Source organism: Mycobacterium colombiense (assembly GCF_001953985.1).
GTDB lineage: Bacteria > Actinomycetota > Actinomycetes > Mycobacteriales > Mycobacteriaceae > Mycobacterium > Mycobacterium colombiense_B.
The window spans coordinates 176567-192397 of record NZ_MBEI01000058.1 but is presented as its reverse complement, the minus strand read 5'-3'; the positions used below and the strand labels follow the sequence as shown (position 1 = coordinate 192397).

Below are 15831 nucleotides of genomic sequence, written 5' to 3'. Positions count from 1 at the left end.
CCCCCTACTTCTGCCGAATGTCCAAGCGCGCGAACAGCCGGATCGCTCCCGGGCTGATGCGCCGCATCGCATAGCCGATCCGCGACTCCGCGGCGATCGGCAACACGGCCGGACCGGTCTTGACGGCCTTGACGATCGCCTTGGCGGTCGCTTCGGGGGTGAAGTTGCGGCGCCGGTAGGCGGCGTCGGCCTTGCCCCGCGCCCGCTCCTGCTCGTCCGCGCTCATCCCGGCGTAGATCGTGTTCTTCGCGATGTTGGTGTTGACGAATCCCGGGCACACCGCCGTGACGCCGATGCCCTCGTCGGCGAAGTCGGCCCGCAGCGATTCGCTGAGCGCCAGCACGGCCGCCTTGGTGGTGCTGTAGGCGACCATGGACTTCGACGGCAGGTACGCCGACGCCGACGCCACGTTGATGATCGTTCCGCCCTCGCCGCGCTCGACCATCTGCGCCCCGAACGCGCGGCTGCCCGAGATGACGCCGCCGACGTTGACGCCCATGATGTCTTCCCAGTTCGCCGAGCTCGTCTCCAGGAATCGGCCCGCCATCCCGATGCCGGCGTTGTTCACCAGGATGTCCACCACGCCGTGCTCGTTACGCACCTGCGCCGCAAGGTCGTTCATGGCGGCCTCGTCGCTGACGTCGACCTGGTAGGCCGCGGCCTCGGCGCAGGCGGCGCGCACGGCGTCGGCGGTGTCGTTGGCGGCGGCAAGGTCACGATCGACGAGCACGATCTTGCGGGCGCCGTTGCGGGCCAGCTCCACCGCGGTGGCCCGGCCGATTCCGGCGCCGGCGCCGGTGACCAGGGCGAGTTTGCCGCGCACCTCGCGCCGCTCGCCGCGCACCTCAGCCGCCCCGACGGGGGCCGCGCCGGCGACGTGCCGGTCGACCCACTCGGCGGTCAGCCGGGCGACGACGTCCGGACGCGACGTCACCACCCAGTGGCCACCCTCGATCTCGATCACCCTGCCGCCGTTGGGAATTGCGCCGGTGAACCGTTGCAGCACGGGCGTGACGAAGATGTCGCGGCGCGGCACCAGAGTCTGCACGGCGACGGTGGTCTCGGGGAGTTGGCGTCCCGGCGCCAGCATCGGGGCCGGCATGTTCTGCCGGTACAGGTTGAGCCCGTGCACATAGTCGGCGACCGAGCGCAGGGTGTCGTGGCGCTGGCTGCGCGTGCTCGACCGGCCGATGCGCTCAAGCGCCTCAACGACTTTCACCCCGACCCGGGAGCGAAACGACAGTTCCGGCACGCCCGGGCACAGGAAGAAGCCGATGTAGCCCGACGAGATCAGTTGCCTGATCACCCGCGCCACGGCCCGCGGCGTGCGCGCCGACCGCAGAAACGCGCCGGCGTAGTTCAGGTGCGGGCCCGAGATCGAGGTGAAGGATGCGACTTTGTTCATCACCGAGCCGTCGGTGACCGCCGCCCACGCCTGAATCGATCCCCAGTCGTGGGCCAGCAGGTGCACCGGCCCGACACCCAGGCTGTCGATCACCGCACCGATGTCGGAGATCAGCTGCGCGAAGCGGTATCCGGATCTCTTTGCGGGACGGGTGGATTCACCGGCCCCGCGCACGTCGTAGGCCACGACGTTGTAGGGCTTGCCGGTCAGCTCGTGGGCCACGCCGTCCCAGACGTGGTGATTATCCGGAAAGCCGTGAATTGCCAAGATGGTTGGGCGCGCCGGGTCGATGTCGGTGTACCGGTGCACGGCCAGCGTGACGCCGTCGCTGGCGGTGATGGTCGACGTGACGGTCATCAGTGCGAGGCGCGCGCGGCGGGTGAGATGGCCAGGTAGTCGACAGCCTGTTCCAGCCCACCGAGCTGCGAAGGGTGGAAGCTTGGCCGGTAGTAATTGCCGATCGCCTGGATGAAGCGCAGCGGCCCGGGCACCAGGCCGCGGCGCGCCGTGGAGAAGTAGTCGCGCCAGCGCGGCTTGGTGCGCGGCGGCAGGTGGGGATCCAGCGAGTACATGAACCGCACCCCGCGGATCCACAACAGCAGCATGGCGGGCGTCACCACGAGCTGGGCGCGCACCTGCCGCCAGTAGCCGGCCTGCAGATGCTTCATCGTGTCGAAAGCCACCGCCTTGTGCTCAACCTCTTCGGCGCCGTGCCAGCGCAGCATGTCCAGCATCACCGGATCGGTGCCGATCTTGTCGTGGGCCGGCGAGTCGAGAATCCACTCGCCGAGAATGGCGGTGTAGTGCTCGATCGCCGAGACGATGGAAACCTGCTCGAGAAGCCAGCCCTGCTGGCGGCGCCGGCTCCAATCGGGCCGGGGTCCGAGCAGCTTGTCGAACAGCCACTTGATCTGGCCGGTGTAGGGGGTCAGGTCGATGTCGCGGGCGGCGAAGTGGGCGAGCACGTTGGCGTGCGCCTGCGAATGCACGGCCTCCTGGCCGATGAAGCCCTGGACGTCCAGGCGCAGCTGGTCGTCCTTGATCAGCGGCAGCGTCTGCTTGAACACCTCGACGAAGAACTCTTCGCCGGCGGGCAGCAGCAGGTGCAGCACGTTGAGGACGTGGGTGGCGAACGGCTCACCGGGCACGTAGTGGAACGGCAGCTGCGTCCAGTCGAAGTTCACATCGCGGGCCTCGAGCACCAGTCGCTCGTGGTCCAGCGAGGCGTCATGTGGACCCGCTGCCTGGTTGTCGACGGTCAGCATCATGCCCCCTACCTCTGCGTTTCGCCCTCGATCACGGTGTTGCGGTGGGCGTCGCGCGTCTCAAGTATAGGTACGTCACCCAGATATGCGAAACCGCCGGTACTGGGTTCTTGCGCATGGGTTCTTGCGTGATCACCGTCAGCCGGCGGCGACGTTCCGGCGCAGGTCGTACTGGCCGGGATCGGGGTTGGCCAGCATCCGGCGGTGTTCGGCCGGCGTGAGCGGCCACACCTCGGGCACGCCGTCCTTGTTGAGGTACCAGCTGTTACAGCCGGTGGTCCACACGGTGTCCGGCATCGCGGCGCGCAGCTTCGCGTTGAACCGCTCGGTCGCCGCGGCCGTCGGCTCGATCGTGTCGAATTCGCGGCGGCGCCAGCGCTCGATCCAGCCCACGATGTGGTCGGCCTGCGATTCGGCCACCGTCGTCAGCGCCAGGTTCCCCACCGGGCTGTGCGGGCCCAGCATCATGAAGAAGTTGGGGAAACCGGACAGCGCGACGGTTTGGTAGGCCCGGGGCCCGTCACGCCAGACGTCGTTGGCGCGGATGCCGTCGCGGCCGATCAGCTCCATCGGCCGGAAGAACGCGTGCGTGTCGAATCCGGTGGCGAGCACGATGATGTCGACGTCGTGCAGGACGCCGTCGGCGGTGACGATGCCGCGCAGTTCCACATGATCGATGCTCTCCGTCACCAGGTCGACGTCGTCGCGCTGCATCGCCCGGTAGAAACCGTTCGACATCACCAGGCGCTTGCACGCCGGCGTGTAATCGGGAGTCAGGGACCGCCGCAACTCGGGATCGCGGATCTCCCAGAGGCTGGCCCGGCACAGCGCCGCCATCATCTTCCGGCGCAGACCCGGCTTCGTCAGTCCGACCGCGAAGTAGTCGTATCCGAGGCTGTAGATGCGATACGCCAACCCGTCCAGCCATGGCAACTTGCGCCGGGTGATCCCGGTGAAGCCGCTGTAGCGCGGATTCGCCAGGCGCAGCACCCATTGCGCGGTGCGCTGGAACAGCGTGACGTGGCCGGCCACCCCGGCCAGACCGCACACCAGCTGCACGCCCGTCGACCCGTTGCCGACGACGGCGACGCGGCGCCCGCGCACGTCGACGCCGTGATCCCAGCGCGCCGAGTGGAAAACGTTGCCGCCGAAGTCATCCAGGCCCGGAATCGACGGCAGTCGCGGGTGATGCAGCACGCCGGTGGCCGAGATCAAGAAGTCGACCGTCGATTCCTCCCCGGCAGCGGTGCGCAGCACCCAGCGGCCGTCCGCGAAACGCGCGTGCGAGATCTCGGTGCCGAAGCGGATCCGGTCGCGCAGCGCGTAGCGGTCGGCGATGCCCCGGAAATAGGCCTGGATTTCGCCGCCGGGCGAGAACAGGTGTGACCAGTCGGGGTTCCGGGCGAAGCTGTACTGATAGATGCGCGACGGGATGTCGCAGACCAGGCCGGGATAGGTGTTGTCCCGCCAGGTGCCGCCCACCTCGTCGGCCTTCTCGTACACGGTCACATCGCGGATACCGCTGCGCAGCAAGGCAATTGCGACGCACAGCCCCGACATGCCGGCTCCAATGACGGCTACGGCGGGATCACGTCGCGTCATCGGAACTCCCCGGTTCTTCGGCTACTCGGTCTCGGCGCGCTGCTTGAGGCGCTGCAGCGTGAGCCGGATGTGCTCGGTGTTGGCGGCCGCTCGGTCGCTGACGCCGGTGGCCTTGCTCGCGGCCTTGCGGAACCAGCCGGGCCTGCGGTCCCAGGTGCTCTCGGTGACGGCGCACCCGCCGTCGGCCGCGGCGATGTCATATTGCCAGCGGGCGACCGGAATCATGGTGTGGCTCACGTCGAACGCGAAGCGGCGGCCCGGTTCGGCGTCGGTGACCGTGCACTTGGTGCTCCAGCGCCGACTGCCGCTCCGGTTGTGGCCGGTGAACACCGCGCCCGGGCTCACCGCGTCGCCCTTGCGCCATTGCATCGCCACCGCCTCCTCGGCCAGCTCGGCCAGCGTGGGCAGGTCGGTGATGAGCCGGTACACCACGTCGGGGCGGGCGTCGATCTGCACGGTGGCCTGCACGCACGGGTCGGTCATCCGCCGATCATAGCCAGCAAACACCGAGCTTTTGCGGCCCCCGCGAACTTTCTTCACACTTGAAGGCGAACCGGCAACCAAGGGGCGATCATGCGAGTCGGCGTACCGACCGAGACCAAGACCAACGAGTTCCGGGTTGCCATCACCCCGGCCGGCGTCGCCGAGCTGACCCGCCGCGGCCATGACGTGGTCGTGCAGGCCGGCGCCGGGGAAGGGTCGTCGATCACCGATTCGGAGTTCAAGGCGGCGGGCGCCCAGCTGGCCGATACCGGCGACCAGGTCTGGGCCGACGCGGACCTGTTGCTCAAGGTCAAAGAACCGGTGCCGGCCGAGTATGACCTGTTGCGGCGCAACCAGATCCTGTTCACCTACCTGCATCTGGCCGCCTCGCGTGCGTGCACCGAAGCGCTGCTGGCGTCCGGCACGACGTCGATCGCCTACGAGACGGTCCAGAACGCCGACGGCACGCTGCCGCTGCTGGCCCCGATGAGTGAGGTCGCCGGCCGGCTGTCCGCTCAGGTGGGGGCCTATCACCTGATGCGCACCCACGGTGGGCGCGGCGTGTTGATGGGCGGCGTGCCGGGCGTCAAACCCGCCGACGTGGTGGTGGTGGGTGCGGGGACGGCCGGCTACAACGCGGCCCGGGTCGCCGGCGGCATGGGGGCCTCGGTCACCGTGCTCGACGTCAACATCAACAAGCTTCGGCTGCTCGACGCGGAGTTCGGCGGCCAGGTCCGCACCCGCTACTCCTCGGCCTACGACCTGGAGGGCACCGTCAAGCGCGCCGACCTGGTGATCGGCGCGGTGCTGCTGCCCGGCGCGAAGGCGCCCAATTTGATCTCGAATTCCCTTGTCTCGCAGATGAAATCGGGTGCCGTGCTGGTTGACATCTCCATCGACCAGGGCGGTTGTTTCGAGGACTCGCGGCCCACCACGCATGACGACCCCACCTTCGCGGTGCACGACACCGTGTTCTACTGCGTGGCGAACATGCCCAGCGCGGTGCCCAAGACGTCGACGGTGGCGCTGACCAACGCGACCATGCCGTACGTGCTCGCGCTCGCCGACCGCGGCTGGCGGGCGGCGTGCAGCTCGGATCATGCTCTGGCCAAAGGCCTTTCGACGCACGACGGCGGGCTGCTGTCCGAACAGGTGGCCACCGACCTCGGCCTGCCGTTCACCGACCCGGCCCGGGTCCTGGGTTAACCCGTGGCCGCGAGGCTGGCGATGATGTCGGCCGCGGGGCCGGCGCATGCGTTCTTGAACGACGTCCCGGCCCACAGCGCCATGCCGTTGGGATCCTCGATCGCGGCGGCGGCTTCCCGGATCGGTGAGGTCATCTGGTTGACCTCGGGGTAGCCCAGCGGCGCGACGTGGTCGAGCGTGCGGGTGAAGTCGTTCTCCAGGCCGCGCGCGTAGCGGCCCGAGAACGCCCGCGTCACAACGGTGGTGGCGAACAGCGGGTTCTTCAGCGCGACGCGGTGCGCGGAGTTGGTGCCCGCCTCGTCGGCCAGCAGCAGCGCGGTGCCGATCTGGGCCGCCACGGCTCCCCTGCGCAGCGCGGCCCCGACCTCGTCGGCGGTGCCCAGCCCGCCGGCCGCGATGATCGGGACGTCGTAAGTGTTGCGGATGCGGTCGATGAGCTGATGCAGCGACTCGTTGGCGGGTTCCATGTCCGGCGCGAAGGTGCCGCGGTGCCCGCCGGCGGCGGGCCCCTGGACCACCAGGCTGTCGGCGCCGGCCGCGACGGCGATGCCGGCCTCGTAGGCCGAGGTGACGGTGACCATCACCAAAAGGCCCAGCGCGCCCAGCCGCCGGATCACGTCGGGCGGCGGCACGCCGAAGGTGAAGGACACCAGCTCGGGCCGGACGTCGGCCACCACCTCGAGCTTCTTTTCCCACTCGTCGTCGTCGCCGTGCTGCGGGTGACCAACCTCAACCTGGTAATGCTCGGCGATTTCTTCGAGCTCGGCCGCGTAGTAATGCAGGGCAACCCAGTCGGCGACGCTGGGTTGGGGCACAAACAAGTTCACCCCGAGCGGGCCGGTGGTCGCCTTGCGTGCCGCGGCGATGTCCTCGGCGAACTGCTCGGCGCTGCGGTGTCCGCCGGGGAGGAAACCGAGCCCACCCGCATTGGACACCGCCGCGGCCAACGCGGGAGTCCCGGGCCCGCCGGCCATGGGTGCACCCACGATGGGCACGGGGATGTCCCAAAAGCCCAGCACCATCTGGCCCAGTACCATTCGGCTAATTTACCATCGCCCGAAGTTGTTGGGGCAGTGACCGTTTGGCGGCGTAGGGGCCCAGAACCGCGGCGCCGTACCGCTGCCCGAGCAGCCGGTGCGCCACCGCGTTGACCTCGTCGACGGTCACCTCGTCGATCTGCTGCAGGGTGTGCTCGATGCTGCGATGCATGCCGTAGTTGAGCTCGCTGCGGCCCAGCCGGCTCATCCGCGAGCTGGAATCCTCCAGCCCGAGCACCAGACCGCCGCGCAACGATCCCTTGGCGATGCGGCATTCCGACTCGGTGATGCCGTCGCGCGCCACCGATTCGAGCACGTCGCTGGTCACCGCCATCACCTCGGCGAAGCGTTCGGGCTGGCAGGCGGCATACACCGACAGCGCGCCGCTGTCGGCGAAGACGTCCACCGTCGAGTACACGGAGTAGGCCAGCCCGCGCAGTTCCCGAACCTGCTGGAACAACCGGGAGCTCAGGCCGCCGCCCAGCGCGGTGTTGAGCACCGACAGCGCCCAGCGATGCTCCCAGCCGCGCCCGGGCGTGCGGACACCCAATGACACGTGCGCCTGCTCGGCGTCCCGGGTGCCCAGCAGCAGACCGGGCCGGCCGCTGACCCGCCCGGCGCCCTTGCGCGGCGCGATCGGTTCGCGGCCGCGGATCAGATGCGGCCCGAAGTGCTCGCGCACCAACGCGACCACCTCGTCGTGGTCGACGTTGCCGGCCACCGCCACCACCATCCGCTCCGGCGTGTAGCGCCGGACGTGAAACGAGTGCAGCTGGTTGCGCGTCATCGACGTCACCGACCGCGCGGTGCCGATGACCGGGCGGCCCACCGGGTGGTCACCGAAGAGCGCGCTCAGGAACATGTCGCCAAGCGCGTCCTCGGGGTCGTCATCGCGCATCGCGATCTCTTCGAGGACCACGTCGCGTTCCAGCTCGACGTCGCTGGCCGCGCAGCACCCGTTGAGCACCACGTCGGCGACCAGGTCTACGGCCAGCGCCAGATCGCTGTCCAGCACGTGCGCGTAGTAGCAGGTGTGCTCCTTCGCGGTGAACGCGTTCAGCTCTCCCCCGACGGCGTCCATCGCCTGCGCGATGTCCACCGCCGTGCGGCTGGGGGTCGACTTGAACAGCAGATGCTCGAGGAAGTGCGCGGCGCCGGCCACGGTGGCACCCTCGTCGCGCGAGCCGACCCCGACCCAGACCCCAACCGAGGCGGACCGCACCGCGGGCAGGTACTCGGTGACCACCCGCAAGCCGCCCGGCAGCGTGGTGCGCCGCAGCGTGGCCTGGGGTGTCGATTCCTCCTCAGCGACCTTGCTCCGGCGCAACGCGCCGGCTCGACCGGGACGCGTCCCGGTCGATGAGTCAGCTGCTCGCCGTCGCGGCATCGGCAGGGGCGGCCGCCGGAGCATCAGCAGGAGCCGAGTTCTCTTCCTCCACCAGAACCAGCGAGATCTTGCCCCGCTTGTCGATGTCGGCGATCTCGACGCGCAGCTTGTCGCCGACGTTCACCACGTCCTCGACCTTCGCGATGCGCTTGCCCTTGCCGAGCTTGGAGATGTGGACCAGGCCGTCACGGCCGGGCAGCAGCGACACGAACGCACCGAAGTCCGTTGTCTTGACCACGGTTCCGAGGAACCGCTCGCCGACGGTCGGCAGCTGCGGGTTGGCGATGGCGTTGATCCGATCGATCGCGGCCTGCGCCGAGGGCCCGTCGGTGGCGCCGACGAACACGGTGCCGTCGTCCTCGATGGAGATCTGCGCGCCGGTCTCCTCGGTGATCGCGTTGATGACCTTGCCCTTGGGCCCGATCACCTCACCGATCTTGTCCACCGGAACCTTGATGGTGGTGACCCGAGGCGCGTACGGGCTCATCTCGTCGGGCGCGTCGATCGCCTCGGCCATGACCTCCAGGATGGTCAGCCGCGCATCCTTGGCCTGCCCCAGCGCGCCCGCCAGCACCTGTGACGGAATGCCGTCGAGCTTGGTGTCCAGCTGCAGCGCGGTGACGAAGTCCTTGGTGCCGGCGCATTTGAAGTCCATGTCGCCGAACGCGTCCTCGGCGCCCAGGATGTCGGTCAGCGTGACGAAGCGGCGCTCGGTCTTGCCGTCGACCTCGACGTCATCGGAGACCAAGCCCATCGCGATGCCGGCCACCGGCGCCTTCAGCGGCACACCGGCGTTCAGCAGCGACAGGGTGGACGCACACACCGAACCCATCGACGTCGAGCCGTTGGAGCCCAGCGCCTCGGACACCTGACGGATGGCGTATGGGAACTCCTCGACGCCCGGCAGCACCGGGATCAGGGCGCCCTCGGCGAGCGCGCCGTGCCCGATCTCGCGCCGCTTGGGCGAGCCCACGCGGCCGGTCTCGCCGGTGGAGTACGGCGGGAAGTTGTAGTGGTGCATGTAGCGCTTGGAGGTCTCGGGTCCCAGCGAGTCGATCTGCTGGGCCATCTTGACCATGTCGAGCGTGGTGACACCCAGGATCTGGGTCTCGCCGCGCTGGAAAAGCGCGCTGCCGTGCGCCCGCGGCACCACGGCGACCTCGGCCGACAACGCGCGGATGTCGGTGATGCCGCGGCCGTCGATGCGGAAGTGATCGGTCAGGATGCGCTGGCGCACCAGCTTCTTGGTCAGCGACCGGTAGGCGGCGCTGACCTCTTTCTCGCGGCCCTCGTAGGTCTCGGCCAACCGCGCGAGCACCTCGGCCTTGAGCTCGTCGGTGCGGGCGTCGCGCTCGGCCTTGCCGCCGATGGTCAGCGCCTTGGCCAGCTCGTCGGTGGCCAGGGAGGCGACCGAGTAGTAGACGTCTTCCTGGTAGTCCGGGAACGTCGGGAACTCGCCGACCGGCTTGGCGGCGGCCCCGGCCAGCTCCTCCTGCGCGGTACACAGCGCGGCGATGAACGGCTTGGCGGCCTCGAGTCCTTCGGCCACAACGGTTTCCGTCGGCGCCTGGGCGCCGCCCTCGACCAGCTCGATGACCTTCTCGGTGGCCTCGGCCTCGACCATCATGATGGCGACGTCACCCTCGACCTTGCGGCCGGCGACGACCATGTCGAACACGGCGCGCTCGAGCTGCTCGACTGTCGGGAACGCGACCCACTGGCCGTCGATGAGCGCGACCCGCACGCCACCGATCGGACCCGAGAACGGCAGCCCGCTCAGCTGGGTGGAGGCCGACGCGGCGTTGATCGCCAGCACGTCGTACAGGTCGTTGGGGTCCAGGCTCATGACCGTGACCACGACCTGGATCTCGTTGCGCAGCCCGGAGACGAACGAGGGGCGCAGCGGCCGGTCGATGAGCCGGCAGGTCAGGATCGCGTCGGTGGAGGGACGGCCCTCGCGACGGAAGAACGAACCGGGGATGCGACCGGCGGCATACATCCGCTCCTCGACATCGACGGTCAGCGGGAAGAAGTCGAAGTGCTCCTTGGGGCTCTTGCTGGCGGTGGTCGCCGACAGCAGCATGTTTTCGTCGTCGAGGTACGCGACCACGGCGCCAGCTGCCTGCTGGGCCAACCGGCCGGTCTCGAAACGGATGGTGCGGGTGCCGAAGCTCCCGTTGTTGATGGCGGCGGTCGCCTCGAACACGCCCTCTTCAATTTCAGCGACAGACATGGACGTCCGTACGGCCTCTCTTGTATTCAGCCTTTTCGCGTGGCCACGCGCGACCGCAGGCCTGACGGCCACGGGTCACTCGCGGGAGGCGCTGAGTCTGAATACGGCTACGGCCATCGATCGAAGCGGCCGACCTGCCCCAGATCCGGAGAGCCCGGCCGCCACTACCGAAGACCGCCCGATGCAGACTGGCTGCTCCCTCGAACGTGCGTAGTGACACGCTGGAACGGCACACGCGGATCTGCGTGACCGCACCGTTTGCTCCGGCCGAACCGGCCCAGAACGTCCTCACTCTACACGGGCGACCTCTGCCCGCGATATTGCTCGGAATTTGCGGGGCGCTACCGCCCCGGTGCGGCTTGCGTCAGCGACGCAGGCCCAGCCGCTCGACCAGCGAGCGGTACCGCTCGACATCGATCTGCGCGACGTATTTGAGCAGCCGGCGCCGACGTCCGACCAGCAGCAGCAGCCCGCGACGCGAGTGGTGGTCGTGCTTGTGCACCTTCAGGTGCTCGGTCAGGTCGGCGATCCGCTTGGTCAGCAGCGCGACCTGCGCCTCGGGGGAACCGGTGTCGGTGCCATGCAGGCCGTAGTTGCCCAGGATTTCTTTTTTCTGCTCGGCTGTCAGCGCCACGAAACTATCTCCATCAATCGGTCCGCGAAAGGTGAATGTTTCAAGGCGCGGCCACCGCGAACCGCAGCACGCGCCGATGTCGTCCGGCAGTTTAGCAGCGGTTTAACGGTGGGCATAAACGCCGCGGCCCGCGCTACCGCGTCGGTCACGTCCGCCCCACAGGTCCCGCTAGTCAAGCAACACTGCTTTTGCCCGCCTTTGAGCGACAAGCGCGCGCACGGACTGGTGCGGCGGATGTGACCGCCGCGCATCAACCCGCGGACAGCAAAGACCGCGCCTTCTCGGTGTCGTTGCCCATCGCGACGACGAGCTCCTTGACGGAGTCGAACTTGTGCTGACCGCGGATGCGGGCGACGAAATCCAGGGCGACGTGCTGACCGTAGAGGTCGGCAGTGGTGTCCAGGACGAACGCCTCGACCGTGCGGGTGCGCCCGGAAAAGGTCGGGTTGGTGCCGACGGACACCGCCGCCTGGTAGCGCTCACCGGGGATGACGGTGCCGGTGGCCGGTCCGTGCCCGAGCACGGTGAACCACGCGGCGTACACGCCGTCGGCCGGGATGGCCGAGTACATCGGCGGCGCCACGTTGGCGGTCGGATAACCCAGCTCGATGCCACGCCCGTGGCCGCGGACCACCACGCCTTCGACGCGGTGCGGGCGGCCGAGCGCCTCGGTGGCCGCCACCATGTCGCCGGCGTCCACGCAGGACCGGATGTAGGTGGACGAGAACGTCACGGTCTCGTTGCTGTGATGCTCGGACAGCAGCGACATCGACTCGACCGAGAATCCGAACCGTTCCCCCGCCTTGCGCAGGGTGTCGACGGTGCCGGCCGCCTTCTTGCCGAAGGTGAAGTTCTCCCCCACCACGACTTCGACGACGTGCAGGTTCTCCACCAGCAGTTCGTGCACGTAGCGCTCCGGGGTGAGCTTCATGAAGTCGGTGGTGAACGGCATCACCAGGAAGACGTCGATGCCCAATTCCTCGACCAGCTCGGCACGCCGGGTCAGCGTCGTCAGCTGGGCGGGATGGCTGCCCGGGTAGACCACTTCCATCGGATGCGGGTCGAACGTCATCAGCACCGTCGGGACGTTGCGGGCCCGCGCCGCCTTGACCGCATGCGCGATCAGCTCGGCGTGGCCGCGATGCACGCCATCGAATACACCGATGGTGAGCACACACCTGCCCCAGTCCGTGGGAATCTCGTCTTGGCCGCGCCACCGCTGCACGCCCGCAAGCCTACGGCGCCGAGTGTTCCGCCGGGAGATCCAGAGGGGCAAACCCCGCCATGGTGTCGGGGAACACGCCGGATCGGGCGTGGGGTGCCTAAACTTTCTCGTTGTGAAGGCTGACGAAGAGCGTGGCGGCATCACCGCGGTCGGCCAGGACTACCTCAAGGCCATCTGGAATGCCCAGGAGTGGTCCCCCAAAGACGCACCGCAGAAGGTCAGCACCAAGATGCTGGCCGAGAAGATCGGGGTGTCGGCCAGCACGGCCTCGGAGTCCATCCGCAAGCTCGCCGAGCAGGGCCTGGTCGACCACGAGAAGTACGGCGCGGTGACGCTGACCGAGGCGGGCAGGCGCGCGGCGCTGGAGATGGTGCGCCGGCACCGGCTGCTGGAGACCTTCCTGGTCAACGAGCTCGGCTACGCCTGGGACGAGGTGCACGACGAGGCCGAGGTGCTCGAGCACGCGGTGTCCGATCGGCTGGTGGCGCGCATCGACGCCAAACTGGGGTTCCCGCAGCGCGACCCGCACGGTGACCCGATCCCGGCCTCCGACGGGCAGGTGCCCACCCCGCCGGCCCGCCAGCTGTGGGCGTGCGACGACGGGGACGCCGGCACGGTGGCGCGCATCTCCGACGCCGACCCCGAGATGCTGCGCTACTTCACCGACGTCGGCATCAACCTCGACTCCCGGCTGCGGGTCCTGACCCGGCGCGAATTCGCCGGCATGATCTCGGTCGCGATCGACTCCGGCGACGGCGCCGAGACGACGGTCGACCTGGGCAGCCCGGCGGCCCGCGCCATCTGGGTGACGGCCTGACCTGCCTAGACGCTCAGCTCGACAGCAGGCCCTTGGCGATGTGGGTGACCTGAACCTCGTTGCTGCCGGCGTAGATCATCAGTGACTTGGCGTCGCGGGCCAGCTGCTCCACCCGGTACTCGGCCATGTATCCGTTGCCGCCGAACAGCTGCACGGCCTCCATCGCCACGTCGGTGGCCGCCTCCGACGAGTACAGCTTGATCGCCGACGCCTCGGCCAGCGTCAGCGGCTTACCGGCCTGCTGGCGCTCGATGGTGTGAAAGACCATGTTCTGCACGTTCATTCGGGCGATCTCCATCCTGGCCAGCTTGAGCTGGATCAGCTGGAATTGCCCGATGTTCTTGCCCCACAACGTGCGGCTCTTGGCGTAATCCACGCACAGCCGGTGGCATTCGTCGATGATGCCCAGCGCCATCATCGCGATCCCGATCCGCTCGGCGGCGAAGTTGGCGCGAGCGCTGTCGCGACCGTCGCCGTCGGTGTGCTGTTCGCTCTCGCCGAGCAGCCGGTCCGGGCTCAGCCGCACGTTGTCGAAGAACAGCTCGCCGGTCGGCGAGGACATCATGCCCATCTTCTTGAACGGCTTGCCCTGCGTGAGGCCCGGCATGCCCGCGTCGAGCACGAAGACCAGCACCGGCCGGTTGCGCTTGTCCTGCTTGTCCGGGCTCGCATCGCCCTCGTCGAGTTTGGCGTACACGACCAGGACGTCGGCGCAGGGCCCGTTGGTGATGAAGGTCTTCTGTCCGTTGAGGATGTAGTCCTGGCCGTCGCGCTTGACGTAGGTCTTCATGCCGCCGAACGCGTCCGAGCCGGAGTCGGGCTCGGTAATCGCCCATGCCGCAATCTTTTCCAGCGTCATCAGCTCGGGCAGCCAGCGTTCCTTCTGCGCCAGCGTCCCGCGGCTCATGATGGTCGCCGCGCCCAGGCCAAGGCTCACCGACGCGGTGCTGAGCAGCCCGATGCTGACTCGGGCGATTTCGGACACCAGCACCGCGATCATCGACCCCTGCGCGCCGCCGCCGAAACCGCCTGACTCGTCGGGCTTTTCGTCACGCTCCTCGGGAACGGGCGCGCCGTCGAGCTTGGCCCGCTCGCGGTCCAACATCTTCTTGACCGACTCGGCGGCCATGGCGTCGAGGCCGAACTGGCTGAACAGCTTGCGCGCGATCGGATACGGCGACATCTGGCCGGTTTCGAGTTCGTCGACGTGCGGGCGAATCTCTTTGTCGACGAACTGCCGAACGGCATCCCGGACCATCAGGTCGGTGTCGGACCACTCGATCATGGCGCCCTTAACGCTCGGCGCGCTGGTAGGCGGTGACGACGGCCGCGCCGCCCAGTCCGATGTTGTGTTGCAGTGCGGCGCTGACGTTGTCGACCTGACGCTTGTCGGCGGTACCGCGCAGCTGCCAGGTCAGTTCGGCGCACTGCGCCAGGCCGGTCGCGCCCAGGGGGTGTCCCTTGGAGATCAGGCCGCCGGACGGGTTGACGACCCAGCGCCCGCCGTAGGTGGTGTCGTTGTTGTCGATCAGCTTCGGCGCCTCACCCGGACCGCACAGACCGAGGGCCTCATACAGCAGCAGTTCGTTGGCCGAGAAGCAGTCGTGCAGCTCGATCACCTGGAAGTCCTGCGGCCCGAGCCCGGACTGGTCGTAGACCTGTTGCGCGGCTTGGACATTCATGTCATACCCGATGAGGTTCTTGGCGCTCCCGTCGAACGTCGACGCGAAGTCGGTGGTCATGGCCTGCCCGACGATCTCCACCGCCTGGCCGGCCAGACCGTGGCTGTCGACGAAGCTCTCCGATGCCAGGATGGCCGCACCCGAGCCGTCCGAGGTGGGCGAGCACTGCAGCTTGGTCAGCGGGTCGGAGATCATCCGCGCCGCCAGGATGTCGTCGAGCGTGTAGGACTCCTGGAACTGGGCGAACGGGTTGTTGACCGAGTGCTTGTGGTTCTTGTAGCCGATCTTGGCGAAATGCTCTGCGGTGCTGCCGTATTGCTTCATGTGCTCGCGTCCGGCGGCGCCGAACATCCACGGCGCGACGGGCATCGCGAACTCGTCGATCTCGGCCATCGCCTTGACGTGCTTGGCCATCGGCGATTCGCGGTCCTGGGCTCCGCCACCCAGCGAGCCGGGCTGCATCTTCTCGAAGCCGAGCGCGATCGCGCAGTCGACGATGCCGCCGCGGATGGCCTGCGCGGCCAAAAACAGCGCCGTCGAGCCGGTGGAGCAGTTGTTGTTGACGTTGACGACCGGGATGCCGGTCATGCCCAGCTCGTAGAGCGCCCGCTGCCCCGACGTCGAATCACCGGCGACGTAGCCGACGTAGCCCTGCTGAACCTCGCGGTAATCGATGCCGGCGTCCTTCAGGGCGTTGGTTCCCGATTCCCGGGCCATGTCCGGATAGTCCCAGCCCTCGCGGCGGCCCGGCTTCTCGAATTTCGTCATCCCGACGCCGACGACATAAACCTTGCTGGACATCGTTGTCCCCTTCCGAACCGTGGGCGGTCTAGGCACTCAGTGTGCAACGTAGCC

General features: G+C 68.4%; 13 protein-coding genes. 2 read left to right on the top strand and 11 right to left on the bottom strand.

Going from position 1 to position 15831, the window contains the following annotated elements; genetic code table 11:
* Nucleotides 1-4: 4 nt before the first annotated feature.
* The 4 genes from A5732_RS18180 to A5732_RS18165 form a co-directional block, all read right to left on the bottom strand.
* Nucleotides 5-1762: an SDR family oxidoreductase gene (locus A5732_RS18180; RefSeq protein ID WP_076102926.1), complete on the bottom strand. Its 1758-nt coding sequence runs from the start codon at nt 1760-1762 to the stop codon at nt 5-7.
* The gene (locus A5732_RS18175) at nt 1762-2673 is read right to left on the bottom strand and encodes a metal-dependent hydrolase (RefSeq protein WP_436971832.1); all 912 of its coding nucleotides are present in this window, start codon (nt 2671-2673) and stop codon (nt 1762-1764) included. The genes A5732_RS18180 and A5732_RS18175 overlap by 1 nt, the downstream gene beginning before the upstream one ends.
* Nucleotides 2674-2808: 135 nt before the next feature.
* A complete protein-coding gene (locus A5732_RS18170; RefSeq protein WP_076102925.1) occupies nt 2809-4272 on the bottom strand; it encodes a flavin-containing monooxygenase in 1464 nt (487 codons plus the stop codon).
* A 21-nt stretch (nt 4273-4293) separates the two neighbouring features.
* The gene (locus tag A5732_RS18165) at nt 4294-4755 is read right to left on the bottom strand and encodes an SRPBCC family protein (protein ID WP_076051782.1); all 462 of its coding nucleotides are present in this window, start codon (nt 4753-4755) and stop codon (nt 4294-4296) included.
* Between the two features lie 90 nt (nt 4756-4845).
* Between A5732_RS18165 and ald the strand changes: the two genes are divergently transcribed.
* Complete coding sequence (gene ald / locus A5732_RS18160) at nt 4846-5961, top strand: alanine dehydrogenase (RefSeq protein ID WP_076102924.1); 1116 nt, start codon at nt 4846-4848, stop codon at nt 5959-5961.
* Here the strand turns inward: ald and A5732_RS18155 are convergent.
* From A5732_RS18155 to A5732_RS18135, 5 genes are all read right to left on the bottom strand, one after another.
* Entirely contained in the window at nt 5958-6983 is a 1026-nt protein-coding gene (locus A5732_RS18155; protein ID WP_076051967.1) for a nitronate monooxygenase, read from the bottom strand. The two genes, ald and A5732_RS18155, sit on opposite strands and share 4 nt — an antisense overlap.
* A 19-nt stretch (nt 6984-7002) precedes the next feature.
* Entirely contained in the window at nt 7003-8385 is a 1383-nt protein-coding gene (locus tag A5732_RS18150; protein ID WP_076051966.1) for a M16 family metallopeptidase, read from the bottom strand.
* A complete protein-coding gene (locus A5732_RS18145) occupies nt 8363-10618 on the bottom strand; it encodes a polyribonucleotide nucleotidyltransferase (protein ID WP_076102923.1) in 2256 nt (751 codons plus the stop codon). The genes A5732_RS18150 and A5732_RS18145 overlap by 23 nt, the downstream gene beginning before the upstream one ends.
* Before the next feature lie 364 nt (nt 10619-10982).
* On the bottom strand, nt 10983-11252 hold the full coding sequence (rpsO, locus tag A5732_RS18140; RefSeq protein ID WP_007775081.1) for a 30S ribosomal protein S15: 270 nt from the start codon (nt 11250-11252) through the stop codon (nt 10983-10985).
* Nucleotides 11253-11502: 250 nt separating this feature from the next.
* Nucleotides 11503-12477 (bottom strand): bifunctional riboflavin kinase/FAD synthetase, encoded by a 975-nt coding sequence (locus A5732_RS18135; RefSeq protein WP_076051779.1) that lies wholly within the window; start codon nt 12475-12477, stop codon nt 11503-11505.
* 112 nt (nt 12478-12589) lie between these two features.
* Between A5732_RS18135 and mntR the strand changes: the two genes are divergently transcribed.
* Nucleotides 12590-13294 carry a manganese-binding transcriptional regulator MntR gene (gene mntR, locus A5732_RS18130; RefSeq protein WP_064952866.1) on the top strand — a complete coding sequence of 235 codons (705 nt, stop codon included), beginning with the start codon at nt 12590-12592 and terminating at the stop codon, nt 13292-13294.
* 13 nt (nt 13295-13307) lie between these two features.
* On the opposite strand, the gene A5732_RS18125 is transcribed toward mntR, so the two are convergent.
* Both A5732_RS18125 and A5732_RS18120 read right to left on the bottom strand, forming a co-directional pair.
* Nucleotides 13308-14579 carry an acyl-CoA dehydrogenase family protein gene (locus A5732_RS18125; RefSeq protein WP_076051778.1) on the bottom strand — a complete coding sequence of 424 codons (1272 nt, stop codon included), beginning with the start codon at nt 14577-14579 and terminating at the stop codon, nt 13308-13310.
* 7 nt (nt 14580-14586) lie between these two features.
* Nucleotides 14587-15777 (bottom strand): lipid-transfer protein, encoded by a 1191-nt coding sequence (locus A5732_RS18120; protein WP_064952868.1) that lies wholly within the window; start codon nt 15775-15777, stop codon nt 14587-14589.
* Nucleotides 15778-15831: the final 54 nt, after the last annotated feature.

Excerpts from the sequence above, each read along its gene's own strand:
- A5732_RS18180 (WP_076102926.1), bottom strand. The coding sequence starts at position 1,762 with ATGACCGTCACGTCGACCATCACCGCCAGCGACGGCGTCACGCTGGCC.
- A5732_RS18175 (WP_436971832.1), bottom strand. The coding sequence starts at position 2,673 with ATGATGCTGACCGTCGACAACCAGGCAGCGGGTCCACATGACGCCTCG.
- A5732_RS18170 (WP_076102925.1), bottom strand. The coding sequence starts at position 4,272 with ATGACGCGACGTGATCCCGCCGTAGCCGTCATTGGAGCCGGCATGTCG.
- A5732_RS18165 (WP_076051782.1), bottom strand. The coding sequence starts at position 4,755 with ATGACCGACCCGTGCGTGCAGGCCACCGTGCAGATCGACGCCCGCCCC.
- ald (WP_076102924.1), top strand. The coding sequence starts at position 4,846 with ATGCGAGTCGGCGTACCGACCGAGACCAAGACCAACGAGTTCCGGGTT.
- A5732_RS18155 (WP_076051967.1), bottom strand. The coding sequence starts at position 6,983 with ATGGTGCTGGGCTTTTGGGACATCCCCGTGCCCATCGTGGGTGCACCC.
- A5732_RS18150 (WP_076051966.1), bottom strand. The coding sequence starts at position 8,385 with ATGCCGCGACGGCGAGCAGCTGACTCATCGACCGGGACGCGTCCCGGT.
- A5732_RS18145 (WP_076102923.1), bottom strand. The coding sequence starts at position 10,618 with ATGTCTGTCGCTGAAATTGAAGAGGGCGTGTTCGAGGCGACCGCCGCC.
- A5732_RS18125 (WP_076051778.1), bottom strand. The coding sequence starts at position 14,579 with ATGATCGAGTGGTCCGACACCGACCTGATGGTCCGGGATGCCGTTCGG.
- A5732_RS18120 (WP_064952868.1), bottom strand. The coding sequence starts at position 15,777 with ATGTCCAGCAAGGTTTATGTCGTCGGCGTCGGGATGACGAAATTCGAG.